24 protein-coding genes and 1 tRNA gene are annotated in these 22,893 nt (G+C 71.6%); 14 read left to right on the top strand and 11 right to left on the bottom strand.

Annotated elements, in window-relative coordinates; all coding sequences use genetic code 11:
- The gene (locus ABD268_RS20145; protein WP_344156738.1) at positions 1–852 is read right to left on the bottom strand and encodes a DUF2785 domain-containing protein; all 852 of its coding nucleotides are present in this window, start codon (positions 850–852) and stop codon (positions 1–3) included.
- 68 nt (positions 853–920) lie between these two features.
- On the opposite strand from ABD268_RS20145, the gene ABD268_RS20140 reads away from it, so the two are divergent.
- Positions 921–2,402 carry a histidine kinase N-terminal domain-containing protein gene (locus tag ABD268_RS20140; RefSeq protein ID WP_344156735.1) on the top strand — a complete coding sequence of 494 codons (1,482 nt, stop codon included), beginning with the start codon at positions 921–923 and terminating at the stop codon, positions 2,400–2,402.
- Between the two features lies 1 nt (position 2,403).
- Here the strand turns inward: ABD268_RS20140 and ABD268_RS20135 are convergent, their stop codons facing one another.
- On the bottom strand, positions 2,404–2,655 hold the full coding sequence (locus ABD268_RS20135; protein ID WP_011755173.1) for a WhiB family transcriptional regulator: 252 nt from the start codon (positions 2,653–2,655) through the stop codon (positions 2,404–2,406).
- A gap of 238 nt (positions 2,656–2,893) precedes the next feature.
- Here ABD268_RS20135 and ABD268_RS20130 point away from each other — a divergent pair, with 238 nt between their 5' ends.
- The gene (locus tag ABD268_RS20130) at positions 2,894–3,289 is read left to right on the top strand and encodes a hypothetical protein (RefSeq protein WP_344156720.1); all 396 of its coding nucleotides are present in this window, start codon (positions 2,894–2,896) and stop codon (positions 3,287–3,289) included.
- A gap of 13 nt (positions 3,290–3,302) precedes the next feature.
- On the opposite strand, the gene ABD268_RS20125 is transcribed toward ABD268_RS20130, so the two are convergent.
- From ABD268_RS20125 to sodN, 3 genes are all read right to left on the bottom strand, one after another.
- Entirely contained in the window at positions 3,303–4,109 is an 807-nt protein-coding gene (locus tag ABD268_RS20125; protein ID WP_344156717.1) for an RNA polymerase sigma factor SigF, read from the bottom strand.
- A 13-nt stretch (positions 4,110–4,122) separates the two neighbouring features.
- Positions 4,123–4,497 (bottom strand): ATP-binding protein, encoded by a 375-nt coding sequence (locus tag ABD268_RS20120; protein ID WP_344156714.1) that lies wholly within the window; start codon positions 4,495–4,497, stop codon positions 4,123–4,125.
- Between the two features lie 184 nt (positions 4,498–4,681).
- On the bottom strand, positions 4,682–5,083 hold the full coding sequence (sodN, locus tag ABD268_RS20115) for a superoxide dismutase, Ni (protein ID WP_344156711.1): 402 nt from the start codon (positions 5,081–5,083) through the stop codon (positions 4,682–4,684).
- Between the two features lie 52 nt (positions 5,084–5,135).
- On the opposite strand from sodN, the gene ABD268_RS20110 reads away from it, so the two are divergent.
- The 4 genes from ABD268_RS20110 (at position 5,136) to ABD268_RS20095 (ending at position 8,631) form a co-directional block, all read left to right on the top strand.
- Positions 5,136–5,519, top strand: a complete 384-nt coding sequence (locus ABD268_RS20110; RefSeq protein WP_344156708.1) for a S24/S26 family peptidase — start codon at positions 5,136–5,138, stop codon at positions 5,517–5,519.
- A 204-nt stretch (positions 5,520–5,723) separates the two neighbouring features.
- The gene (locus tag ABD268_RS20105) at positions 5,724–6,902 is read left to right on the top strand and encodes an NAD(P)-dependent malic enzyme (RefSeq protein ID WP_344156705.1); all 1,179 of its coding nucleotides are present in this window, start codon (positions 5,724–5,726) and stop codon (positions 6,900–6,902) included.
- A gap of 68 nt (positions 6,903–6,970) precedes the next feature.
- Positions 6,971–7,942, top strand: coding sequence for a zinc-binding dehydrogenase (locus ABD268_RS20100; RefSeq protein WP_344156702.1), 972 nt, complete (start codon positions 6,971–6,973; stop codon positions 7,940–7,942).
- Positions 7,942–8,631 (top strand): SDR family oxidoreductase, encoded by a 690-nt coding sequence (locus ABD268_RS20095; RefSeq protein WP_344156699.1) that lies wholly within the window; start codon positions 7,942–7,944, stop codon positions 8,629–8,631. Before ABD268_RS20100 ends, ABD268_RS20095 begins: the two co-directional genes overlap by 1 nt.
- Before the next feature lie 9 nt (positions 8,632–8,640).
- Here ABD268_RS20095 and ABD268_RS20090 read toward each other — a convergent pair whose 3' ends face one another.
- Both ABD268_RS20090 and ABD268_RS20085 read right to left on the bottom strand, forming a co-directional pair.
- A complete protein-coding gene (locus ABD268_RS20090; protein WP_344156696.1) occupies positions 8,641–9,159 on the bottom strand; it encodes a nitroreductase family deazaflavin-dependent oxidoreductase in 519 nt (172 codons plus the stop codon).
- A 62-nt stretch (positions 9,160–9,221) separates the two neighbouring features.
- Positions 9,222–9,863 carry a TetR family transcriptional regulator gene (locus ABD268_RS20085; protein WP_344156693.1) on the bottom strand — a complete coding sequence of 214 codons (642 nt, stop codon included), beginning with the start codon at positions 9,861–9,863 and terminating at the stop codon, positions 9,222–9,224.
- A gap of 98 nt (positions 9,864–9,961) precedes the next feature.
- Between ABD268_RS20085 and ABD268_RS20080 the strand changes: the two genes are divergently transcribed.
- Both ABD268_RS20080 and ABD268_RS20075 read left to right on the top strand, forming a co-directional pair.
- Positions 9,962–10,165 (top strand): hypothetical protein, encoded by a 204-nt coding sequence (locus ABD268_RS20080; protein ID WP_344156690.1) that lies wholly within the window; start codon positions 9,962–9,964, stop codon positions 10,163–10,165.
- Positions 10,166–10,259: 94 nt separating this feature from the next.
- Positions 10,260–10,523 carry a hypothetical protein gene (locus ABD268_RS20075; protein WP_344156687.1) on the top strand — a complete coding sequence of 88 codons (264 nt, stop codon included), beginning with the start codon at positions 10,260–10,262 and terminating at the stop codon, positions 10,521–10,523.
- Positions 10,524–10,537: 14 nt separating this feature from the next.
- On the opposite strand, the gene ABD268_RS20070 is transcribed toward ABD268_RS20075, so the two are convergent.
- The 3 genes from ABD268_RS20070 to ABD268_RS20060 are packed head-to-tail and all read right to left on the bottom strand — an operon-like array spanning position 10,538 to position 15,196.
- Entirely contained in the window at positions 10,538–11,197 is a 660-nt protein-coding gene (locus ABD268_RS20070) for an acetoacetate decarboxylase family protein (protein WP_344156684.1), read from the bottom strand.
- A 44-nt stretch (positions 11,198–11,241) separates the two neighbouring features.
- Positions 11,242–11,418, bottom strand: a complete 177-nt coding sequence (locus tag ABD268_RS20065) for a DUF6104 family protein (protein WP_180936248.1) — start codon at positions 11,416–11,418, stop codon at positions 11,242–11,244.
- Positions 11,419–11,428: 10 nt separating this feature from the next.
- The gene (locus ABD268_RS20060; protein ID WP_344156682.1) at positions 11,429–15,196 is read right to left on the bottom strand and encodes a multifunctional oxoglutarate decarboxylase/oxoglutarate dehydrogenase thiamine pyrophosphate-binding subunit/dihydrolipoyllysine-residue succinyltransferase subunit; all 3,768 of its coding nucleotides are present in this window, start codon (positions 15,194–15,196) and stop codon (positions 11,429–11,431) included.
- A gap of 146 nt (positions 15,197–15,342) precedes the next feature.
- On the opposite strand from ABD268_RS20060, the gene ABD268_RS20055 reads away from it, so the two are divergent.
- Together ABD268_RS20055 and ABD268_RS20050 are read left to right on the top strand one after the other, a co-directional pair.
- The gene (locus ABD268_RS20055; protein WP_344156679.1) at positions 15,343–16,023 is read left to right on the top strand and encodes a hypothetical protein; all 681 of its coding nucleotides are present in this window, start codon (positions 15,343–15,345) and stop codon (positions 16,021–16,023) included.
- Positions 16,020–16,952, top strand: a complete 933-nt coding sequence (locus tag ABD268_RS20050) for an LCP family protein (RefSeq protein ID WP_344156674.1) — start codon at positions 16,020–16,022, stop codon at positions 16,950–16,952. The genes ABD268_RS20055 and ABD268_RS20050 overlap by 4 nt, the downstream gene beginning before the upstream one ends.
- Positions 16,953–17,175: 223 nt before the next feature.
- Here the strand turns inward: ABD268_RS20050 and ABD268_RS20045 are convergent.
- A tRNA-Arg gene (locus ABD268_RS20045) sits at positions 17,176–17,248 on the bottom strand.
- A gap of 97 nt (positions 17,249–17,345) precedes the next feature.
- Between ABD268_RS20045 and argS the strand changes: the two genes are divergently transcribed.
- The 4 genes from argS to thrC are packed head-to-tail and all read left to right on the top strand — an operon-like array spanning position 17,346 to position 22,880.
- Positions 17,346–19,034 (top strand): arginine--tRNA ligase, encoded by a 1,689-nt coding sequence (argS, locus tag ABD268_RS20040; RefSeq protein WP_344156671.1) that lies wholly within the window; start codon positions 17,346–17,348, stop codon positions 19,032–19,034.
- 15 nt (positions 19,035–19,049) lie between these two features.
- Entirely contained in the window at positions 19,050–20,456 is a 1,407-nt protein-coding gene (gene lysA, locus ABD268_RS20035) for a diaminopimelate decarboxylase (RefSeq protein ID WP_344156668.1), read from the top strand.
- Positions 20,457–20,463: 7 nt separating this feature from the next.
- Positions 20,464–21,765 (top strand): homoserine dehydrogenase, encoded by a 1,302-nt coding sequence (locus ABD268_RS20030; protein ID WP_344156665.1) that lies wholly within the window; start codon positions 20,464–20,466, stop codon positions 21,763–21,765.
- 32 nt (positions 21,766–21,797) lie between these two features.
- Positions 21,798–22,880 (top strand): threonine synthase, encoded by a 1,083-nt coding sequence (gene thrC, locus ABD268_RS20025; protein ID WP_425573766.1) that lies wholly within the window; start codon positions 21,798–21,800, stop codon positions 22,878–22,880.
- Positions 22,881–22,893: the final 13 nt, after the last annotated feature.

Below are 22,893 nucleotides of genomic sequence, written 5' to 3'. Positions count from 1 at the left end.
TTACTCGGGCGTAGTACCGAGGTAGTGGGGGTTGGTCGCCTTGAGGGCGTCGACGAGCACCAGCAGCAGGTCGGTCCGGTGCTCGGGCGGCTTCGGCCCCATCGCCAGCTGCAGGTAGAGCGCCCGCAGGAAGGCCTGGGCGTTGCCGCCCACGAGATAGGGGTCCCGGTCGTCGTAGGACCCCTGGGTGCCGGCAGCCGCCGCGAGCCGGGCGATCCAGGGCTCCAGCACGCGCAGCGGGACGAGGTTGCGGTGCAGCACCTTCATGGTGGCCAGCGCCAGCCGGTCCGGCTCGCCGGCGGTGAAGAGCCGGTCGACCGGCAGCAGGACGCGGTCGGCGATCACGTCCAGCACCACGGTCAGCTCGGGGGTGTAGACGTGGGGCGACAGGGCCAGGGTGCCCAGGGCGTCGGCACCGTGCGCCACGGCGTGCGCCCACCCCTTGCCGGGGACGAAGCCACGCAGGTCGCGCTCGCGCAGCAGCCAGGTGGCGACCCGGTCGCCCCAGTCGAGGATCTTGCCGCCCGGCAGCAGCGGGCGGCCGTTGTCCCGGGCGATGCACTCGGCGAGGACGAGCACCGAGAAGCTGCGGCGGAAGACGGTGTCGGTGTCGGTCTCGCCGACCCCGACCCTCAGCCCGGCGGCCATCCCGTCACCCAGGCCGGCGAGCAGGTCGTCGTACACGCCGCGGTCGACCCAGGTCGCGAGCGTGGGGTACGCCGTGCCGTCGCGCAGGGCGGGATCCGGCGATCCCAGCATCCGGGTGAGCTCGGCGGTGAGGTCGTCGAGGGGCCGGTCCGAGGGGACCGCGAGCCCTCTGGCTTGGACCTGGCTCCAGTACGACCCCGACATGGGGGACATCCTGCCAAAGCCCCGTCGGCGACACGCCCGGAGGGCCCCGGGTGATAGACACTGTGGCCGTGCCGTCGCTGACCGAGCTCGTCCGCAGCCACACGGACCTCGACGACGAGGACGTGGCCTGGCTGCAGCTGCTGCAGGCGGACTGGCAGATCATCGCGGACCTCTCGTTCGCCGACCTCGTCCTCTGGCTGCCCGACCGCGAGGGCCAGGGCTTCTGGGCGGGGGCCCAGATGCGCCCCACCACCGGCCCCACGGCGTATGTCGACGACGTGGTCGGCACGTTCGTCCCGGCCGGCCGCCGCCCGATGCTGGACGCGGCCTGGGCCCAGGGCCGGCTGGTCCGGGAGGGCGACCCCGAGTGGCGTGACGACGTGCCGGTGCGGGTGGAGACGATCCCGGTGCGGCGCAACGATCGCGTGATCGCGGTCGTGGCGCGCAACACCAACCTGCTGGGGGTGCGCACGCCCAGCCGCCTGGAGCTGTCCTACCTGCAGACGGCGGCCGACCTGACGCAGATGATCTCGCACGGCTACTTCCCGGCCCCCGGCCAGCGCAGCGACCACGCGGACTCCCCCCGCGTCGGGGACGGGTTCCTGCGGGTGGACGCGTCCGGGCGGGTCGTCTACGCGAGCCCGAACGCGCTCTCGGTCTACCGGCGGCTCGGGCTGTCGGGGGACCTGGCGGGCCTGTCCCTGGCGGAGCTGACCCGCGAGCTGGTGCCGCCGCGCCGACGGCCGGACGAGGAGACCCTGAGCGCGGTGCTGGGCGGAAGAGCCCACCGGGACACCGAGCTCGGCACCGACGAGGCGTCGCTGATCGTGCGGTCCATCCCGCTGCGGCCCCAGGGCGACCACATCGGCGCGCTGGTGCTGGTGCGGGACGTGACCGACCTGCGGCGCCGGGATCGGGAGCTGGTGACCAAGGACGCCACGATCCGGGAGATCCACCACCGGGTGAAGAACAACCTGCAGACCGTGGCGGCGCTGCTGCGCCTCCAGGCGCGGCGGATCGACTCGGAGTCGGCACGGTCGGCCCTCGAGGAGGCCGTGCGCCGCGTGGGCTCGATCGCGATCGTCCACGAGACGCTGAGCCAGGCGGTCGAGGAGCAGGTGGACTTCGACGAGATCGCCGACCGGCTCGGGCGGATGGTCACCGAGGTCAGCGCGGTGGGGGACCGCGTCCACGTGCGCCGGGACGGACGCTTCGGGGTGCTGCCCTCAGAGGTGGCGACCGCGCTGGCGATGGTGCTGACCGAGGTGCTCCAGAACGCCGTCGAGCACGGCTACGCCGGGGCCCCCGCGGACGTCGCGGCCGGAGGCGAGATCGTGGTCACCGTGCGCCGGCTGGTGGGGCGGCTGCACGTGAGCGTCGAGGACGACGGGAAGGGGCTGCCGGACGGCTTCGACCTGGACCGGTCGACGAACCTGGGGCTCTCCATCGTCCGCACGCTCGTCGAGTCCGAGCTCGGTGGGCTGCTGGAGGTGGGGCCGGCGCCGGGAGGGCGTGGTGCCCGCGCGGCGATCGACGTACCCCTGGAGTGACTCAGGCCGTACGCACGCGGGCCCGGGCGTTGCGCCGCTTCAGGGCACGACGCTCGTCCTCGCTGAGCCCACCCCACACGCCGTGGTCCTGGCCAGCCTCGAGCGCCCAGGCGAGGCACTGCTCGCGCACCTCGCAGCGTCGGCACACCTGCTTGGCCTCCTCGATCTGGAGGATGGCCGGACCGGTGTTGCCGATCGGGAAGAACAGCTCCGGGTCCTCGTCGAGGCAGGCGGAACGGTGGCGCCAATCCATGGCTGGGGGATCCCTACTTCCTTCTACGTGCGTACAGGTCAGGAGTTCTCACAGCCCTGCGGGCGCGAGCGAACGACTCATGGGTGAAGGCGTTCACGAGCGCGTCGTCTAGCGTGGCAACTATTGGACCGTTAAACAAGGCCTGAGCGCGGTCTCTTTGCGTCACGAGCGTCACACGGCGTGACCGTTGACGCCGACTGCGCCGGGACCGCTCCGCTGGATCTCCTACGCTGGCGCCGTGAGCCCGCAGTCTACCGCCACCCCTGCACCCCTCGTCGTCGCCGCCTCCCTGGTGGCGATCGAGGGCCTGCTGATGATCGTCCTGGCCGTCCTGGAGCTGGCCAGCCTGTCCTCGGAGCGGGTGTCGCTGGGCCTCACCACCGCCGGCTTCTTCGTCGTGTACGGCGTGGGGCTGGCGCTGTGCGCGTGGGCGCTGAGCCGCTGCCGGTCGTGGGCCCGCAGCCCCGTCGTGCTCGCCCAGCTGATCTGGCTGGGCATGGCCTGGAGCCTGCGCGGCGGCGACGGCCCGTGGGCGTCCGTGGCGCTGGCGGTGGTGGCCGTGGTCGTCCTCGCAGGGGTCCTGCACCCGGCGAGCATCGATGCGCTGTCGGACCGGCCCTCCGAGGAGGGCTGAGCGACCCTCAGCCTCAGCCGGACTCCTCCAGCGAGGCCCGCAGCTGGTCGAGGGTGCGGTTCAGCAGCCGGGAGACGTGCATCTGGGAGACGCCGATCTCCTCGGCGATCTGCGACTGCGTCATGTTCTTGAAGAAGCGCAGCAGCAGGATCTTCTTCTCCCGGGGCGCGAGCTGGTCGAGCAGCGGCTTGAGGGACTCCCGGATCTCGACGTGCTCGAGGTTCTGGTCGTCGATGCCGATGGCGTCCAGCATCGTGGCGGCGCCCTCCTCGTTGTCGTCGCTGGCGTCCAGCGACAGGGTCGAGTAGGCGTTGCTGGACTCGATCCCCTCGACGATCTCCTCCACCGAGCACCCGATGCTCTCGGCGAGCTCGCGCGGGGTGGGGGAGCGGCCGAGCGACTGGGTCAGCTCGGCGGTCGTGGTGCCGATCTGCATCCGCAGCTCCTGGAGCCGCCGGGGCACCCGGATCGCCCAGCCCTTGTCGCGGAAGTAGCGCTTGATCTCGCCGATGATCGTCGGGGTCGCGTAGGTGGAGAACTCGACGCCGCGCTCGGCGTCGAAGCGGTCGATGGACTTGATCAGGCCGATCGTGCCCACCTGGACGAGGTCCTCGAAGGGCTCACCACGGTTGCGGAAGCGTCGGGCGCAGTGCTCCACGAGGGGCAGGTGCAGGTGCACGAGCTCGTCGCGGGCGTAGTCCCGGCTGTCGGCCGAGGCATCCTCGTCCCGGAGCTGGCCGAACAGGTCCGCGCTGCGTCGCCGGGTCACCTCGACGCCTGATGGTGGGCCTTCCGGCCTGTCGTCGGCGTCGTCGGTCATGACCGGGTCCATGTCACAGGTCGAGCTCCGGGTGGCCGGACTCCATGGTCAGCGTGATGGTGAACCGTCCGTCGGTGGTGTCGGCGGAGGCGCTGGTCGCGAGGGTCGTCAGCACCTGCCAGGCGAAGCTGTCGTAGTCGGGGCGCTGCGCGGCACGCGAGGTGCTCACGCCCACGGTGACCGTGAGCCGGCCGGGGTGCATGAAGAAGCGGCACAGCAGGTCCGCCGCCTCGTCGGCCTCCGGCAGCACCATCGCGCTGGCCTCGCCGACCGCGATCCGCAGGTCCTCGATGTCGTCGATGGGGAAGTCCAGCCGGGCGGCCAGCCCGGCGGTCGTGGTGCGCAGCACGGAGACGTAGGCGCTGTCCGCGGGAACGCGCAGCTCCACGTCGGCCCGGTCCTGGGAATGACCGCTCGCCGGCCCGGTCAGTGGCCCGCTCAATGACATCGTCGTCGTCCTCCGGTGGTGGGTCTCGCGCTGCAGACTAGTGGGGGCCGGCCCCGGGGTGGTGTACCCGGTGGCCGACCCCGTCACACATGTCGGATCAGAAGCCCCTGCTGGGCTCCCGTCCTCAGCCCTTCTTCGTCTCCCAGAAGATCTCCGCGATCTCGTCGATCTTGGCGAGCAGCTCGTCGGCCTTGCCGGCGTCCAGCTCACCCTTGGTGCCGGAGGCGCCGGCGAGCTTGGTGGCCTCGTTGACCAGCGTGTGCAGCTGGGGGTACTTCTCGAAGTGCGGGGGCTTGAAGTAGTCGGTCCACAGCACCCACAGGTGGTGCTTGACGAGCTCCGACCGCTGCTCCTTGATGAGGATCGCGCGGGTGCGGAAGTCGGGGTCGTCGTTGTCCGCGACCTTGGCGATGATCGCCTTGATCGACTCGGCCTCGATGCGGGCCTGGGCGGGGTCGTAGACACCGCAGGGGAGGTCGCAGTGAGCGGAGACTTCAACGGTGGGTGCGAACAGTCGCGCGAGCATCCGGGGTCCTCTCGTGTAGGGGATCGTCGTATCGACTGCGACACTACTCCGCGTGCCGCGTCGTCCTCGTGGGGAGGTTTCGTACCCCTCAGCGCACCCTCCATTCGGGTTCGCCCGGGTGCGCGGCAGCTCGATGCTGCCCACGCTGCGCGACGGGGACCTGCTGCTGGTGCGGTACGCCGGGCCGGTGCGGCCCGGGGCGCTGGTGCTGGCCCGGTTCCCGGACGGGACCCTCGCGGTCAAGCGCGCCGTCGAGCGGCGTACCTCGCGGTCCGGCGCTCCGGCCTGGTGGCTGCTGAGCGACAACCCCGACGAGGGGGTGGACTCGCGGCACCGCGGCGCGGTCGCCGAGGACCAGGTCCCGGCCGTCGTGGTGGCCCGCCTGTGGCCCCGGCCCGGGCGACCCCGCGGTTCCCGCACGCGCCGGCCGGGCTGACGGTCCCCGGTCGTGACCGTCAGTCGTGGACCGTCAGTCGTGGACCGTCAGCCGTGGACGGTCAGCCGGGCGGCGAGGCGCGCTGTGCCACACTGGCACCAGGGTGATCCCCTGGTCCGACGAGTTCCGCGTACCACCCTTGCCGCGTCGAGCTTGACCATCCTCGTTCCCTGCCGGCCGCGCGCCTGGAGAGTCAGATTGGCCATGGAAGCTGAGTCGCACCCGCACACCGGTGACCCCGTCTTCGACCTGCACGTCGGCGGGAAGATGGAGACCCGGTCGACGGTATCCCTCAGGGGTCCTGACGACCTGTCGCTCGCCTACACGCCGGGCGTCGCCCTGGTCTGCGAGGCGATCGCCGCGGACCCGGCGCTGACCCAGCACTACACGTGGGTGCCGAACACCGTCGCCGTCGTCACCGACGGCACCGCCGTCCTCGGGCTCGGCGACATCGGCCCGGCCGCGGCGATGCCGGTGATGGAGGGCAAGGCCGTGCTGTTCAAGCAGTTCGGCAACGTCGACGCGGTTCCGATCTGCCTGGACACCACCGACACCGAGGAGATCATCGAGACCGTGGCCCGGCTCGCGCCCAGCTTCGGCGGCGTGAACCTCGAGGACATCTCCGCGCCGCGCTGCTTCGAGATCGAGCAGCGGCTCAAGGAGCGGCTCGACATCCCGGTCTTCCACGACGACCAGCACGGCACCGCCGTGGTGGCGCTGGCCGCGCTCCAGAACGCGCTGCGGCTGACCGGCCGCAACCCGGGGTCGACCCGCGTGGTCATCTCGGGCGCCGGGGCCGCCGGGGTGGCGGTGGCCCGGATCCTGCTCGAGGCCGGCATCAAGGACCTCGCCGTCACCGACCGCAAGGGCGTCCTGAGCTCCGCCCGTGGCGACCTCACGCCCGTCAAGCGCGCCCTGGCGGTGGACACCGCCGACAACTTCGGGCGCTCGGGCTCCCTGGCCGACGTGCTCGCCGGCGCCGACGTCTACATCGGCGTCTCCGGGGGCACGGTGCCGGAGGAGTACGTCGCCACGATGGCGCCGGACGCCATCATCTTCGGGCTGGCCAACCCGATCCCCGAGGTGCACCCCGAGGTCGCCCACCGGCACGCCCGGGTGGTCGCCACCGGCCGGTCGGACTTCCCCAACCAGATCAACAACGTGCTGGCGTTCCCGGGGATCTTCCGGGGTGCCTTCGACGTCCACGCGACCGCCATCACCGAGGGCATGAAGCTGGCCGCGGCCGACGCGCTCGCGCAGCTGGTGGGCGACGACCTCGCCGAGGACATGATCATCCCCTCGCCGTTCGACCCGCGGGTGGGCCCGGCGGTGGCCACCGCGGTGGCCGAGGCCGCGCGTCGCGACGGCGTCGCCCGCCGCTGACCCCGGCCGCCGTCCGTCCGGTGGTCGAGCTTGTCGACACCACACCCCCGGTGGATAGGTTGGCGAACATGTTCTCCGTCTACGCCGAGAAGTTCTCCTCCGACGACCCGCTGTCCGGCCTCGTGGTGGGGGAGCGGCCCGACCCGGTCGCCCCCGACGGATGGACGACGGTCACCGTCAAGGCGGCCTCGCTCAACCACCACGACCTGTGGTCGCTGCGCGGTGTCGGGCTGCGCGAGGAGGCGCTGCCGATGATCCTCGGCTGCGACGCCGCGGGCCACGACGAGGACGGCAACGAGGTCCTCGTGCACGCCGTGGTCAGCGACCCGTCGTGGACCGGCGGGGACGAGACCCTCGACCCGAAGCGGTCGCTGCTCTCCGAGCGGCACCAGGGCACCTTCGCCGACAAGGTCGTCGTGCCCCGCGGGAACGTCATCCCCAAGCCCGAGTCGCTGTCCTTCGAGGAGGCCGCGTGCCTTCCCACGGCCTGGCTCACGGCGTACCGCATGCTCTTCACCCAGGGCGACCTCAAGCCCGGCGACACGGTGCTGGTGCAGGGCGCCGGCGGCGGTGTCGCCACCGCCCTGATCACGCTGGCGCGGGCGGGCGGCCTCCGGGTGCTGGCCACCAGCCGCGACGAGGCCAAGCGGGCGCGGGCGCTGGAGATCGGCGCGCACGAGGTCTTCGAGTCCGGTGCCCGGCTCCCGGTCAAGGTGGACGCGGTGATGGAGACCGTGGGTCGCGCCACCTGGTCGCACTCGATCCGCTCGCTGCGTCCCGGCGGTGCCATCGTCATCTCCGGCACCACCTCCGGTCCCGAGCTCGACGACGCGGAGCTCACCCGCATCTTCTTCCTGCAGCTGCGCGTCATCGGCTCCACCATGGGCACCCGGGCCGAGCTCGCCTCGCTGGTGACCCTGCTCGACGCCTCCGGTGCGCGGCCGCTCATCGACCGCACCCTGCCCATGGACCAGGCCCGCGACGGCTTCGCGGCGATGGCCGCGGGCGACGTCTTCGGCAAGATCGTCTTCACCCGCTGATGGCGACGCACGTCATCTCCGGTGCCGGGTCCGGCATCGGCGCCGTCCTGGCGGACCGGTTGCACGAGCGCGACGACGACCTGTGGCTGCTCGCGCGCAGTGACGAGCGGGCCGCCGAGCTGGCGGCGAGGTACCCCGGTGCCCGGATGCTCGTCGCCGACCTGGCCGACCCCGGCGGGCTCGAGCGCGCCCTGGCCGAGGCGGACCTGCCCGACCGCGTGGACTCCCTGCTGCACGTCGCCGGCGTGGTCGACCTCGAGCCGGTGGCCGCGCTCGACCTCGGCCGCTGGCAGCAGCAGCTCGACGTCAACCTGACCGCGCCGATGCTGCTGACCCGGGCGCTGCTCCCGGCGCTGCGGGCCGCCCGCGGGACGGTCGTCTTCGTCAACTCCGGGGCCGGGCTGTCCGCCAGCCCGACGTGGTCGGGCTACGCCGCCTCGAAGTTCGGCCTGCGGGCCCTGGCCGACGCGCTGCGCGGCGAGGAGCTCGGGAACGGCGTCCGGGTCACCACCGTCTACCCCGGCCGCACGGCCACGCCGATGCAGCAGAAGGTCCATGCCCAGGAGGGCAAGGAGTACGACGCGGCGCGCTGGAGCGATGCCGGGACGGTGGCCGCGACGATCCTGCACGTCCTCGACCTGCCGGCCGACTCCACGGTCCCCGACGTGGCGGTCCGCGCCGCCGGCTGACGGCCCGGGTCAGTCCGCCGCCTCGAGCACGAAGATCCGCAGCCGGCGACCGGTGATCCGCTGCTGGTACTTCAGGTACCCGCCGTAGACGCCGGCCGAGTTGAGCAGCACCTGCTCGCGCTCCGCGTCGGTGGCCGGGCGCGCCACGACCTGACGGCTGACTCCGCGGTGGGTCACCCTCGCCCGGGGGTCGGCCTCGAGGTTGTGGACCCAGGCCGGCGTGTGCTCCTGTCCGAAGTTGGTGCCGAGGAGGGCCAACGTGTCCTCGATCGGCACCGCGATGAGGTGCGTGTCGCGCGGCTGCCCCGACCTGCGACCGGTCGTCGTGACCAGGAGGACCGGCAGGGCCGCCAGCAGCCGCGGAACGCTCGTGCGCCCGTGGGTGAGCCGGGTCGCCGCCCGGTCCATCGGAGGCAGCAGCCTCGAGAAGAGCCGCGCTCCGGCCCTGGTCGACGCGAAGGCCTGGACACCGCGCTGGAACACGTTCGGTCGGCGGAGGTCGTAGGACAGGTCAGCGGCGAGGCCCATGGGCCCGAAGGTACGCCCGAGCGGGCGTGCGCGCGCGGGACTTGCCGACCTGGGGAAAGGTGTCAGGGGCTGGAGCGCCAGTTCAACGCGCCCACCAGCACCATCCGCAGCTGGGTGCGCGCCGTCTCGACGATGGCCTTCTCCGCGTCCGGTGCCGCGGGGGCGCTGAGGATGGCCTCCGCGGTGGCGACCAGGGCGGTGACGATCAGGTTCGACAGCACCCGGAGGTCCTCGGTCGACCAGGGGTCGGTGCCCGGCAACCCGGCCAGGTCGGTGGCGAGCTCGTGCTCGAAGAGCTCGATCTGGTGCCGGATCGCCTCGCGCACGGCAGGTGGGCCGGCGGCGCGCTCGCGCGCGATGAACAGGAAGTGCGCGCGCTGTCGGTGCACGTGCGCCACGAGCACGTTGATCGAGCGGTCGACCATCGCGTCGAAGGCGGGGTCCCCGCGTCGCACGTCGCGCAGCATCGCGCGCAGCGAGACGAACGACTCGTCGACCAGGGCCAGGCCGAGCGCCTCGACGGAGTCGAAGTGCCGGTAGAACGCGGTCGGCACGATGCCGACCTCCTTGGCCACCTGGCGCAGGGAGAGCGCCCCCAGGCTGCTCTCCTCGGACAGCGACAGCGCGGCGTCCATGATCGCCCGGCGGGTCCGCTCCTTGCGCTCGCCCCTCGTCCCGGGACGGCTCATCGCCTCCTCCGCCATGCGCCCGATCGTAGACCCCGGTGCACAGGCGTGCACCGGGGTGCGGGATCGCTCACAGCCGGTTGTGGTGGTGCGCCGTGGGCCGGAGGATTGTGGCCATGAAGGACCACCTGAGCAGGGCCGAGATCCGCAAGGACGCAGCCCAGGACGCCGTGCAGGCCGCCGCCACCGCCGTCGGCCAGGTGACCGCGATCGTCACCGGCGCGGTGCGCGACGTGGCCGGTGCGCTGGGCGGCTTCGCCACGGAGATCTTCGAGATCCGGGACTCCGCCCGGAAGGCGTCCGACGACCACGAGGAGTGACTGGTCCAGACCAGTGGTTCCGCTCACTACGGGCCGGGTAGGTGTCGATCCTCCGGGGGAACGGACCAGCTCGTCGACCGAACCGAGGAACTTCATGGACACGGCGTTCGCCTCGCACTACGACCCCGGCACCAGCACTCTCGAGCTCACCGGGACGTTCGATCGGGATGCGTGGGCGCTCGTGCACGAGGAGGTCGAGCGGGCCTTCCGGCGTACGGCGTGCCGCCTCACCATCGACCTCACCCGCGCGTCCGGCGTGCCGGCGCACTTCGTCGGCCACCTCGTGCACCTGTGCAACTGCTGCTACCCCGGCACGATCGTCCACGTGGCGGCGCAGCGCGGCGCCCCCGCGGCCTGACCGCCCGGACCCGTTCAGCCGAAGGACATCCGGAAGCCGGCCATCCGGAACGACGCCAGCGGTCGCCTGCCCGCCAGCCACCCGAGTGGTCCGCCCGGCGCGAAGTCCCAGCGCGCGTGGCAGGGCAGCGACTTCGCCGTTCCCGCCATCGTGGCCGCGCCGTCGGGGCCGCCCGGCTCGAGCGGTGGCTGCCGGACGCGACCGCGGAACGGCAGGCGCACGGCGGCCCGGGAGACGTCGGTGAACCGCGCGTCGGCGATGGGCTGCCGCTGGAGCGACGCGGACCAGTCGGTGCGCGTCAGCGGACCCGTGTGGCTGCTCTCCAGGTCGAAGTCGCACAGCGCCTTCGGGATCGCCCAGAGCTCACGCCCGCCCGCCATGGAGGCGGGGGAGTCGACCCAGATGTCGGTGATGGAGACCTGGCGCCCCCTGCCCGGGCCCGGCACCGCCCGGGCCACCAGCAGCTCGGAGTAGGTCAACGGGCTGCCCGGCTCGTAGCTGACGAAGACGACGCCGTAGACCCCGGCCGGCCGTCCGCCCGGGGCGAGAGCAGGGTCGACCGCCTCGCGGATCCGGAAGACCGAGAGCCAGAGCTGGCCCAGCATCCGCCACGGGGCGTCGGGGTACTGCACGACGTCGTCGTGCAGCCCGTGGTCGTTCGAGAGGGGCGACATGGCCGCAGCCTTCCGGCTGCGGCCGTTCTCCGCGAGAGCCCTTCTCAGTCCTCGGGATCGTCGAGGCGGGCCAGCCAGGTGGCGAACCGCTCGACGGCCGTCTCGAACTCCGGGTGGGTGTCGGTGAACTCCTGGAGCCGCTCGGCGAGCCACGCCAGGGTGACCTCCTCGTCACCCCGGCGCTTCTCGAGCTCCTCGATACCGCGATCGGTGAAGTACATCGGGCCTTCCTCAGGCGAAAGCCCGCTCGAGCAGGTCCTTCTGCTCGGACTGGTGCCGCTTCACCGTGCCGACCGACGGCGACGACGACGCCCCGCGGGTGATCGCCTCGACGCTGGCGTCGACCTCGGGCCACACGTTGAGTGCGTAGTGCGGCCAGGGGCCCATGTTCTCCGGCTCGTCCTGCACCCAGCGCACGCTCTTCAGGTGCGGGTAGCGGGCGATCTCGGCCTTGATGTCGTCGATCGGCTGCGGGTAGAGCTGCTCGACCCGGCCGATGGCGAAGCGCTCGGAGTTCTCGCGCTTGGCACGCTCGACCATCAGGTCCCAGGTGACGCGACCCGAGCACAGCAGCAGCGTGTCGACGGTTCCCTGGTCGGCCTGGTCGTCGCCGATGAACGGCCGGAACGAGCCCTTCGTGAAGTCGTCCGGCCGCGAGGCAGCCTCCTTGCGCTTGAGCATCGACTTCGGGGTGAACACGATGAGCGGCCGGTGCTCCTCGCCCAGCGAGTGCTGGCGCAGCAGGTGGAAGTACGACGCCGGCGTCGACGGCTGGGCGACGACGAACGCGTCGTCGGCACACATCGTCATGAAGCGCTCGATGCGGGCCGAGGAGTGGTCCGGACCCTGGCCCTCGTAGCCGTGGGGGAGCAGGAGCACGACGCCGGACTGCTGGCGCCACTTTGTCTCACCCGAGGTGATGAACTCGTCGATCACGGTCTGCGCGCCGTTGACGAAGTCGCCGAACTGTGCCTCCCACAGCACCAGCGCCTCGGGACGGGCCACCGAGTAGCCGTACTCGAAGCCGAGCGCGGCGTACTCCGAGAGCAGCGAGTCGTAGACGTAGAACTTCGCCTGGTCCTCGGTCAGCGAGGACAGCGGCGTCCACTCGTCGGCGTTGACCCGGTCGATGATCGTCGCGAAGCGGGACACGAAGGTGCCGCGACGCGAGTCCTGGCCGGCCAGGCGCACCGGCCGGCCGTCCATGAGCAGCGACCCGAAGGCCAGCACCTCGCCGGTGCCCCAGTCGATCGGGCCGTCGGTGATCGCGGCCGCGCGCCGCTGGAGCTGCGGCATCACCTTCGGGTGGACCGTGAACCCTGCCGGCGGGGTCACGTAGGCGTCGGAGATCCGCTTCAGCACGTCGACCGAGACCGCGGTGCTCGCCTCGCCGACGGGCTTGTCCGGGTAGTCGGGGACCGTGGTCCACTCCGAGGGCTGGCTGCTCGCCTCGCGCACCTCGGTGAAGACCCGCTCCAGCTGCTGCTGGTAGTCGCGCAGGACCTGCTCGGCCTCCTCGATCGTGATGTCGCCACGACCGATGAGGGACTCGGTGTAGAGCTTGCGCACCGAGCGCTTCTGCTCGATCAGGTCGTACATCAGCGGCTGGGTGTACGACGGGTCGTCGCCCTCGTTGTGCCCGCGACGCCGGTAGCAGACCAGGTCGATGACGACGTCCTTCTTGAACGCCTGGCGGTACTCGAACGCCAGCCGGGCGACGCGGATGCACGCCTCCGGGTCGTCGCCGTTGACGTGGAAGATCGGCGCCTGCACCATCCGCGCCACGTCGGTGCAGTAGAGCGAGGAGCGCGACGAGCCGGGGGAGGTGGTGAAGCCGACCTGGTTGTTCACCACCACGTGGATGGTGCCGCCGGTGCGGTAGCCGCGCAGCTGGGACAGGTTGAGCGTCTCCGCCACCACGCCCTGGCCGGCGAACGCCGCGTCGCCGTGGACGAGCAGCGGCAGCACCGGGTAGTCGGCGCCCTTGTTCAGCACGTCCTGCTTGGCGCGGGCGATGCCCTCGAGGACCGGGTCGACGGCCTCGAGGTGCGAGGGGTTCGCGGCGACCGAGACCTTGATCCTGGCCTTCGAGCCGGCCTCGAACTCGCCCTCGGCGCCGAGGTGGTACTTCACGTCGCCGGAGCCCTGGACCGTGCGCGGGTCGATGTTGCCCTCGAACTCGCGGAAGATCTGGGAGTACTTCTTGCCGACGATGTTGGCGAGCACGTTGAGCCGGCCGCGGTGGGCCATGCCGATCGTGACCTCGTCGAGCTCGGCCTCGGCGGCCGCCTCGCAGACCTCGTCGATGACCGGGATCGTGGTCTCGCCGCCCTCGAGCGAGAAGCGCTTCTGGCCGACGAACTTCGTCTGCAGGAAGGTCTCGAACGCCTCGGCCTGGTTGAGCTTGAGCAGGATCCGCAGCTGCTCCTCACGCGGGGGCTTGGTGTGCGGCTGCTCGACGCGCTCCTGGATCCAGCGGCGCTGCTCGGGGTCCATGATGTGCATGTACTCGATGCCGGTGGTCCGGCAGTAGGAGTCGCGCAGGATGCCGAGGATGTTGCGCAGCTTCATGAACGGGCGGCCGGAGCCCCCGAACGAGCCGGTGGCGAACTCGCGGTCGAGGTCCCACAGCGTCAGGCCGTGCGACTCGACCTCGAGGTCGGGGTGGCTGCGCTGGCGGTACTCGAGCGGGTCGGTGTCGGCCATCATGTGGCCGCGCACCCGGTAGGCGTGGATCAGCTCGAGGATCCGGGCCTGCTTGCTGATGTCGTCGTCGTGCGTCGTCGCGATGTCGTTGGCCCAGCGGATGGGCTCGTACGGGATGCGCAGCGAGCGGAAGATCTCGTCGTAGAAGTCGTCCTGGCCCAGCAGCAGCTGGTGGATGCGCTTGAGGAACTCGCCCGACTGCGCGCCCTGGATGACCCGGTGGTCGTAGGTGGAGGTCAGCGTCATGACCTTGCTGATGGCGTTGCGGGCGATGGCCTCGGCCGAGGCGCCCTGCCACTCCGGCGGGTACTCCATCGCGCCGACGCCGATGATCGCGCCCTGCCCCTTCATCAGGCGGGGGACCGAGTGGCTGGTGCCGATGCCGCCGGGGTTGGTCAGGCTGATCGAGGTGCCCTTGAAGTCCTCGACGGTCAGCTTGTTGTCGCGCGCCTTGCGCACGATCTCCTCGTAGGCGGTCCAGAAGCCGGCGAAGTCCATCGACTCCGCGGCCTTGATGCTGGGGACCAGGAGCTGTCGGCTGCCGTCGGGCTTGGGGACGTCGATCGCCAGGCCGAGGTTGATGTGCGCCGGGGTGATCAGGTTGGGCTTGCCGTCGACCACGTCGAAGCCGACGTTCATCTCGGGCATCGACTTCAGCGCCCGGACCAGGGCGTAGCCGATGAGGTGGGTGAACGACACCTTGCCACCGCGGGCGCGGGCGAGGTGGTTGTTGATGACCGTGCGGTTGTCCCACAGCAGCTTGACGGGGACCGAGCGGACCGACGTGGCGGTCGGGACGCTCAGCGAGGCGTCCATGTTCTGCGCCGTGCGGGCGGGGGCGCCGCGGAGCACGGTGTACGTCGGCTCGTCGCTCGCCGCGGCCGGTGCGGCCGGCTTGTTGTCCTTCGGGACCGGCGACGTGGTGCCCTTGGCGGGCTCGTCGGCCTGCGCGGCCGGGCGCGGCTTGGCGACCGGCGCGGGGGTCTTCTCCTCCGCCTTCTTCGCCTCGGCCTTCTTCTGCTCAGCCTGCGGCGCGGCCTTCGGAGTGGCGGCCTTCTGAGGCGCGGCCTGCTTCGGCTCCGCCTTCGTGGCCGGCTTCTCCTCGGTCTTCGTGGCGGTCGCCGCGGCGTGGCCGTTGGCGTGCCCGTTGGCCTGGAAGTACTTCACCCATGTGGGGTCAACGCTGCCGGGATCCTTCTGGTACTGGTCGTACATCTCCTCCACGAGCCACTCGTTGGCGCCGAAGTCGGCGGAGGGCTGTTCGGGAGACTGGCTGCCTGAGGACTGCGGCACGGGTTGGTTCGCCTCTTCCGGTGTACGCGCGCGGTGATGGGTTTCAGTCGTCAAGGCTAGACCCACACGCCAGCAAATGCTCAGGCAAGGGTGGCCTTTCGGACGGGGTGTTACGCGATCCACACCACATGAGAGATTGATCCACCATGAGCACCCCCAGACGACGGGTCGCAGCGCTGGCCACATCGCTCCTCGTGCTGGTGCCGGCGAGCACCTCGTGCAGCGGTGAGGACACGAGCAAGCAGCCCTCCGAGGCGGCGCCGAGCTCCTCGTCCGAGCCGCCGTCGCCCCCGCCCGAGGTGAAGACCCAGGTCAGCCTTGAACGGGTGCCGGGGCGCCTGCCCGCGGACGTGCGCAAGCGGGTGCAGCGCCAGGTCGGTGACGTGGTCGACCGCTGGTTCGACGCGGCGTACGTCCGGGGACGCTATCCGCGCAACGACTTCCACGACGCGTTTCCCGGGTTCACCGTCAGCGCCCGGGCGCAGGCCCACCACGACAAGGCGCTGATGACCAACCAGCCCCTGGCCAGGCGGATCGACGGGGTGCGGGCCACGCAGCGGCTGGTGTGGATCGACGTCCTGCCCGCGGGCGGGCGGGCGGCCGGGGCGACCGCGCGGTTCCGGCTCGAGTTCACGACCACGGGGGACGCGAAGAAGTCCGTCGCGGTCCGCGGGCGCCTGTTCCTCACGCCGGGCCCCGACGGCTGGAAGGTGTTCGGGTACGACGTCGCCAAGGGCACGCCCGACGAGCTGGAGCCGCCGGCCCCGCCGAAGGCCCAGAAGAAGTCGAAGCCGCAGAAGAAGAAGTCGAAGGGAGGCGGTCGATGAGCACCGCCCGCACCCGCACCCTCCGCGGGCTGCGCCTGCTCACGCGGCGCCTGGCCCCGCTGGCCCTGGTGCTCGCGGTGGCCGCCGTGGTCGTCCCGGACTCGGCCGTGAAGTCGACCGAGGTCTCGCTGGTCAAGGTGAACCGCGCCAGCGGCGTCGACCTCAGCCCCGACGTGGTCTGGATCCTGGCCGTCGGCTCCGACGCCCGTCCGGGCCAGGACATGACCCGGAGCCGGGGCGACGCGCTCCAGCTGATCGGGCTGAACACGAAGACGGGCGCCGCGGCGGCGATCGGCGTTCCGCGTGACTCGTGGGTGAGCATCCCCGGCCACGGCAACGAGAAGATCAACGCCTCGCTGTACTTCGGGGGGCCGCAGCTGCTGGGGCAGACGGTGGGCAACCTCGTCGGGATCCAGCCGGACTACGTCTTCGTGACCCGCTTCCCCTACTTCATCGCCATGGTCCGCCAGATCGGCGGCATCGACGTGGCGAACCCGCGCGCCTTCAGCGACACCTACCTCAAGCCGCAGGGGTTCAAGTCCGGGCGGATCCACCTCAACGGGTACGACGCGATGGCCTTCGCGCGGATCCGGCACGACCTGCCCCGCGGTGACTTCGACCGCTCGGCCAACCAGCAGCGGGTGCTGCGCGGCATCCAGGCCCGGGTGCGGGCCCAGGCCTCGGTGCCGGGCTTCATGGAGCGTGGTGTCGTCTCGGTGATGCAGCACATGCACACCGACCTCGGCCCGGCCGAGCTGTTCCGCCTCGCGCAGGCGATGGCCCAGGTCGACCCCTCGAAGATCACCAGCTGTGTGGTGCAGGGCGGCATCGGCAACATCGGCGGCGCCAGCGTCGTGCTGCCCTACACGTCCCAGGCGCGGATGCTGGGCAACGAGGCCCGCAAGGACGCCACGCTCGAGCACTGCTGACCGGGGTCCCGGTAGGCCACCTTCGACCAGCCGCACCGGCACCAACGCAGGGCAGTTCACCCCCGGAGCGCCTCACTCCCCGCGTGACGCCGATGAGGCCGGCTCGAGCTGCCCAGCCGAGCTGCCTCCGCCCCCGAGGCACCCCAAGGACCGACCGCTCAATGACGAAACCCGGCGAACCTGTCGGTTCACCGGGTCCGTGATGTCCTGGGACAACACACTGCGCCTCCGGCAGGATTCGAACCTGCGGCACCTGGTACCGGAAACCAGTGCTCTATCCCCTGAGCTACGGAGGCGTGCATGCCGACGCGCAGCTGCGTGTCGATGCGAATCGGGAGACTACCTGTCGAAACCGGCGCAAAGGAAACCGGGGCCCGCCGATAGGCTGACGCGGTGACCCCTGACCAGATCTCCACCACCATCGTCGACGTGCTGCAGGCCCTGGTGGCCGACGGCACCGTGACGCTGCCCGACGGCGTCCCGACCACCGTGACCGTGGAGCGTCCGCGTCAGAAGGGCCACGGCGACTACGCCACCAACGTCGCCCTCCAGCTCGCCAAGAAGGCCGGGACGAACCCGCGCGAGCTCGCGACCCTCGTCCAGCAGCGCCTCGAGGCGGCCGAGGGCGTGGCCGCGGTGGAGATCGCCGGCCCGGGGTTCCTCAACATCACCGTCGAGGCCGGCGCCCAGGGCCAGGTCGCCGCGGACGTCGTCGCCGCCGGCGCGTCGTACGGCGGCTCCGAGGTGCTGGTGGGCAACCGGGTCAACGTCGAGTTCATCTCGGCCAACCCGACCGGCCCGCTGCACCTGGGGCACACCCGGTGGGCCGTCCTGGGTGACGCGATCGCCCGGGTCCTGCAGGCCGCCGGTGCCGAGGTGACGCGGGAGTTCTACATCAACGACCGCGGCAACCAGATGGACCTCTTCGGCGCGTCCATCGAGGCGGCCGCGCTGGGCAGGCCGATCCCCGAGGACGGCTACCAGGGCGAGTACATCGTCGACCTCGCCGCACGGATCGTGGCGGACCGGCCGGAGATCGTCGACCTGCCCGCCGACGAGCGGCTGGTCGCCTTCCGGGAGGCGGGGTACGCCGTCCAGCTCAAGGACCAGCAGGACGCTCTCGACGGATTCAACACACACTTCGACGTGTGGTTCTCCGAGCGGAGCCTGCACGAGGACACCTCGCACGGCTCCGTGACCGACACCCTCAAGGGGCTCCAGGACAAGGGGCACCTCTTCGAGGCCGACGGTGCGCTGTGGATGCGCACCACGGACTTCGGCGACGACCGGGACCGGGTGCTGATCCGCTCCAACGGCGTGCTCACCTACTTCGCCTCGGACACCGCCTACTACCTGAACAAGCGGGCGCGCGGCTTCGACCGCTGCATCTACCTGCTCGGTGCCGACCACCACGGGTACGTCGGGCGGCTGCGGGCGATGGCGGCGTGCGCCGGCGACGACCCGGACGCCCACATCGAGGTGCTCATCGGGCAGCTCGTGAAGATCCTGCGCGACGGTGCCGAGCTCCGGCTGTCCAAGCGGGCGGGCACCATGGTCACGCTCGAGGAGCTCGTCGAGGAGATCGGCGTGGATGCGCTGCGCTACTCCCTGGCCCGCTACCCGGCCGACAGCCCCCTCACGCTCGACGTCGCCGAGATCACCAAGGCCTCCAACGACAACCCCGTCTACTACGTGCAGTACGGCCACGCCCGCACCTGCCGGATGATGGAGAACGCCGCTGACCTCGGCATGTCCCTGCCCGTGGACGCGCACGCGGGCTTCGACCCGGCGCTGCTCTCCCACGAGCTCGAGGGGCAGCTGCTGCGCGCCCTCGCGGAGTTCCCCCGGGTGGTCGCCAGCGCCGCCGAGCTGCGCGAGCCGCACCGGATCGCCCGCTACCTCGAGGCGACGACCTCGGTCTTCAACAAGTGGTACGACACCCGTGAGTGCCGGATGCTGCCGCAGGGTGACGAGCCGGCCGGGCCGGTCAACGAGGCGCGCCTCATGCTGGTCGCGGCGACCCGCACCGTCCTCGCCAACGGTCTCGACCTGCTCGGCGTCTCGGCGCCCGAGCGGATGTAGGAGCGGATGTAGTCCATGCCCCACGCCCACGAAGCCGGCTGGGCGCACGCCGACGGTGCGCTGCGCCCGTCCTGGCTGCGCCAGCCCGAGGACCCGAACCAGCTCGTCGACCACCTGTGGTCGACCACCGCGCGCAAGGTCGAGGGCCGGCTCGAGGTCGGCGGGGTGCTGCTCACCGACCTCGTCGCCGAGCACGGCTCGCCGGCGTACGTGCTCGACGAGGCCGACTTCCGCGGCCGGGCCCGCGCCTTCCGTGACGCGTTCGCGGCGTACGACGTCTTCTACGCCGGCAAGGCGTTCCTCTGCACGACCACCGCGCGCTGGGTGGCCGAGGAGGGGCTCTGCCTCGACGTCTGCTCCGGCGGTGAGCTGACGGTCGCCGAGCGCGCCGGCTTCGACATGTCCCGCGTCGGCTTCCACGGCAACAACAAGACGCCGGCCGAGCTGCGCCGGGCGGTCGAGCTCGGCGTCGGCCGGATCATCGTGGACTCGTTCGTCGAGATCGAACGCCTGGCCGCGATCGTCGCCGAGCCCGGCGCGACCACCCGGGTCATGGTGCGCGTCACCGCCGGCGTGGAGGCGCACACCCACGAGTACATCGCCACCGCCCACGAGGACCAGAAGTTCGGCTTCTCGATCACCTCCGGCGACGCCTTCGAGGCGGTGCGCCGCGTGCAGGACGCCCCGGGACTGGAGCTGCTGGGCCTGCACTCGCACATCGGCTCGCAGATCTTCGACTCCTCCGGCTTCGAGGTCGCCGCCCGACGGGTGCTGGCGCTGCACGCCCGGGTCTCCGAGGAGCTCGGCGTCACGCTGCCGGAGATGGACCTCGGCGGTGGGTTCGGCATCGCCTACACGACCCAGGACGATCCGGCGGACCCGTCCCAGCTGGCGACGGAGATGACCAAGATCGTCGAGCACGAGTGCCGCGCGCTGGGGATCCCGCAGCCCCGGCTGTCGATCGAGCCGGGCCGGGCGATCGTCGGCCCGTCCATGTGCACCGTCTACGAGGTCGGCACGGTCAAGGACGTCGAGCTCGACGGCGGCGCCCGGCGCACCTACGTCAGCGTCGACGGCGGGATGAGCGACAACATCCGCACCGCGCTGTACGACGCCGACTACTCCTGCACCCTGGCCTCGCGTGCGTCCGACGCGCCGCCGAAGCTCTCGCGCGTGGTGGGGATGCACTGCGAGGCGGGCGACATTGTCGTGAAGGACGAGTTCCTGCCCTCCGACCTGGCTCCGGGCGACCTGCTGGCGGTTCCCGGCACGGGTGCCTACTGTCGCTCGATGGCCTCCAACTACAACCACGCGCTGCGACCCCCGGTGGTCGCTGTACGGGACGGTGCGACGCGCGTCGTCGTACGGCGGGAGACTGTGGACGACCTGTTGGCAACGGATGTGGGAGCGGTCAGTGGATAGCCCAGCGATGAGGGCCCTGAGGGTCGCGGTGCTCGGCTGCGGGTCGGTCGGCTCGCAGGTGGTGCGGCTGCTCGACGAGCAGGCCGGTGACCTGACGGCACGGGTGGGGGCACCGGTCGAGCTGGTCGGGGTCGCGGTGCGCCGCCTCGACGCCGCGCGCGACGTCGAGGTGCCCGAGGGCCTGCTCACCACCGACGCCGCCGGGCTGGTCGCCCGCGACGACGTCGACCTGGTCATCGAGGTCATCGGCGGCATCGAGCCCGCCCGGTCGCTCATCCTCTCGGCGCTGGAGAACGGCGCCTCGGTCGTGACCGCCAACAAGGCGCTGCTCGCCGAGGACGGCCCCACCCTCTTCGAGGCGGCCGAGAAGGCCGGGCGCGACCTCTACTACGAGGCCGCGGTGGCCGGCGCCATCCCGATCCTGCGTCCCCTGCGTGAGTCGCTCGCCGGCGACCGGGTCACCCGGGTGCTCGGCATCGTCAACGGCACGACCAACTTCATCCTCGACAAGATGGACACCTCGGGAGCCGGCTTCGCCGAGGCGCTCGAGGAGGCCCAGGACCTGGGGTACGCCGAGGCCGACCCCACCGCGGACGTCGAGGGCTTCGACGCGGCGGCCAAGGCCGCGATCCTGGCCTCGCTGGCGTTCCACTCCCGGGTCACCGCCAACGACGTCTACCGCGAGGGCATCTCCGAGGTCACCGCGGCCGACGTGCAGTCCGCGCGTGACATGGGCAGCGTGGTGAAGCTGCTGGCGATCTGCGAGCTGATGCCGCAGGCCGGCGCCGACGACGCGGTCGCCGTCCGGGTCCACCCGGCGATGATCCCGCGGTCGCACCCGCTGGCCTCGGTCCGCGAGGCCTACAACGCCGTGTTCGTCGAGTCCGAGGCCGCCGGCCAGCTGATGTTCTACGGCCCCGGCGCCGGCGGCTCGCCGACCGCCTCGGCGGTGCTGGGCGACCTGGTCACCGTGGCCCGCAACCGCCTCGCCGGCACCCGCGGCGCAGGCGAGTCGGCGTACGCCGACCGGGCCGTGCTGCCGATGGGGGAGACCCGCACCCGCTACCACGTCGCGATCGACGTCGACGACCGTGCGGGCGTCCTCGCCGCCGTCGCCACGGCGTTCGCCGAGAACGGCGTCTCGATCTCGACCGTGCGCCAGGAGGGCCGCGGTCTCGACGCCGAGCTCGTCGTGGTCTCCCACGAGGCCACGGACGCGCAGCTCAGCGCCACCGTGCAGCACCTGCGCGAGATGGACATCGTCCGCGAGGTCACCTCGGTGATGCGGGTCGAGGGGGACCACGAGTGAATCTCGACGAGCTCGATCACCGGGCGGGCGCGATCACCCGCACCCACCAGTGGCGTGGGGTCATCGAGGAGTACCGCCAGCTGCTGGAGATCCCCGAGGGCACCCCCGCGGTGACCCTGCGCGAGGGAGGCACCCCGCTGGTGCACTCGGAGTGGCTCTCCGGCCTGACCCGGGCCGAGGTGTGGCTCAAGGTCGAGGGCGACAACCCGACCGGCTCGTTCAAGGACCGCGGGATGACCGCCGCCATCTCGGTGGCCAGGCACGACGGTGCCGAGGCCGTGGTGTGCGCGTCGACCGGCAACACCTCCGCGTCGATGGCGGCCTACGCCGCCAAGGCGGGGCTCAAGCCGCTGGTGCTGGTGCCGGAGGGCAAGATCGCCGCGGGCAAGATGGCGCAGGCCATCGTGCACGGCGCCCAGGTCATCATGGTGCGCGGCAACTTCGACGACTGCCTCGGGATCGCGAAGGGCCTCGCCTGGGACTTCCCCGTGGCCCTGGTGAACTCGGTGAACCCGGTCCGCCTCGAGGGCCAGAAGACCGCCGCGTTCGAGATCGTCGACTTCCTCGGCGACGCCCCCGACTTCCACCTGCTCCCCGTGGGCAACGCCGGCAACATCTCGGCGTACTGGCTCGGCTACACGCAGTACGCCGACCTCGGGCTGGCCACCCGGAAGCCCGTGATGCGCGGCTTCCAGGCCGAGGGCGCGGCCCCGCTCGTGACCGGTGAGCCGTTCCCGGACCCCGAGACCAAGGCGACCGCCATCCGGATCGGCAACCCGGCCTCGTGGAAGCTCGCCGAGGCGGCGCGCGACGAGTCCGGCGGCCGGTTCGCCGCGGTGAGCGACGACCAGATCCTCGCCGCCCAGCGTGACCTCGCCTCGCACGACGGCGTCTTCGTCGAGCCGGCCTCGGCCGCGGGCATCGCCGGCCTGCTCCAGGAGCTCGCGGCGGGGGAGTCGTACGCCGGGAGCACGGTCGTCGTCACCGTCACCGGCCACGGGCTCAAGGACACCGCCACCGCGCTGGAGGGCTTTGCCGCCGCCGGAGGCAGCATCGTGGACACGGTCGTCGACGCCGACGTCGCCAGCGCCGCCCGTGCGGCCGGGCTCGCCTGAGCCGGTCGCCGAG

This window comes from Nocardioides koreensis (assembly GCF_039531775.1).
Taxonomy (GTDB): domain Bacteria; phylum Actinomycetota; class Actinomycetes; order Propionibacteriales; family Nocardioidaceae; genus Nocardioides; species Nocardioides koreensis.
The sequence above is the reverse complement of the archived record's forward strand: the minus strand, read 5'-3'. Positions and strand labels throughout refer to the sequence as shown.

What these genes read in the sequence shown, in the direction of transcription:
- ABD268_RS20135 (WP_011755173.1), bottom strand. Translation starts at nt 2,655, where the DNA reads ATGGATTGGCGCCACCGTTCCGCCTGCCTCGACGAGGACCCGGAGCTG.
- ABD268_RS20075 (WP_344156687.1), top strand. Translation starts at nt 10,260, where the DNA reads ATGGACACGGCGTTCGCCTCGCACTACGACCCCGGCACCAGCACTCTC.
- ABD268_RS20080 (WP_344156690.1), top strand. Translation starts at nt 9,962, where the DNA reads ATGAAGGACCACCTGAGCAGGGCCGAGATCCGCAAGGACGCAGCCCAG.
- ABD268_RS20090 (WP_344156696.1), bottom strand. Translation starts at nt 9,159, where the DNA reads ATGGGCCTCGCCGCTGACCTGTCCTACGACCTCCGCCGACCGAACGTG.
- ABD268_RS20055 (WP_344156679.1), top strand. Translation starts at nt 15,343, where the DNA reads ATGAGCACCCCCAGACGACGGGTCGCAGCGCTGGCCACATCGCTCCTC.
- ABD268_RS20095 (WP_344156699.1), top strand. Translation starts at nt 7,942, where the DNA reads ATGGCGACGCACGTCATCTCCGGTGCCGGGTCCGGCATCGGCGCCGTC.
- ABD268_RS20030 (WP_344156665.1), top strand. Translation starts at nt 20,464, where the DNA reads ATGAGGGCCCTGAGGGTCGCGGTGCTCGGCTGCGGGTCGGTCGGCTCG.
- lysA (WP_344156668.1), top strand. Translation starts at nt 19,050, where the DNA reads ATGCCCCACGCCCACGAAGCCGGCTGGGCGCACGCCGACGGTGCGCTG.
- ABD268_RS20065 (WP_180936248.1), bottom strand. Translation starts at nt 11,418, where the DNA reads ATGTACTTCACCGATCGCGGTATCGAGGAGCTCGAGAAGCGCCGGGGT.
- ABD268_RS20085 (WP_344156693.1), bottom strand. Translation starts at nt 9,863, where the DNA reads ATGGCGGAGGAGGCGATGAGCCGTCCCGGGACGAGGGGCGAGCGCAAG.
- ABD268_RS20105 (WP_344156705.1), top strand. Translation starts at nt 5,724, where the DNA reads ATGGAAGCTGAGTCGCACCCGCACACCGGTGACCCCGTCTTCGACCTG.
- ABD268_RS20145 (WP_344156738.1), bottom strand. Translation starts at nt 852, where the DNA reads ATGTCGGGGTCGTACTGGAGCCAGGTCCAAGCCAGAGGGCTCGCGGTC.
- ABD268_RS20100 (WP_344156702.1), top strand. Translation starts at nt 6,971, where the DNA reads ATGTTCTCCGTCTACGCCGAGAAGTTCTCCTCCGACGACCCGCTGTCC.
- ABD268_RS20070 (WP_344156684.1), bottom strand. Translation starts at nt 11,197, where the DNA reads ATGTCGCCCCTCTCGAACGACCACGGGCTGCACGACGACGTCGTGCAG.
- ABD268_RS20125 (WP_344156717.1), bottom strand. Translation starts at nt 4,109, where the DNA reads ATGACCGACGACGCCGACGACAGGCCGGAAGGCCCACCATCAGGCGTC.
- sodN (WP_344156711.1), bottom strand. Translation starts at nt 5,083, where the DNA reads ATGCTCGCGCGACTGTTCGCACCCACCGTTGAAGTCTCCGCTCACTGC.
- ABD268_RS20050 (WP_344156674.1), top strand. Translation starts at nt 16,020, where the DNA reads ATGAGCACCGCCCGCACCCGCACCCTCCGCGGGCTGCGCCTGCTCACG.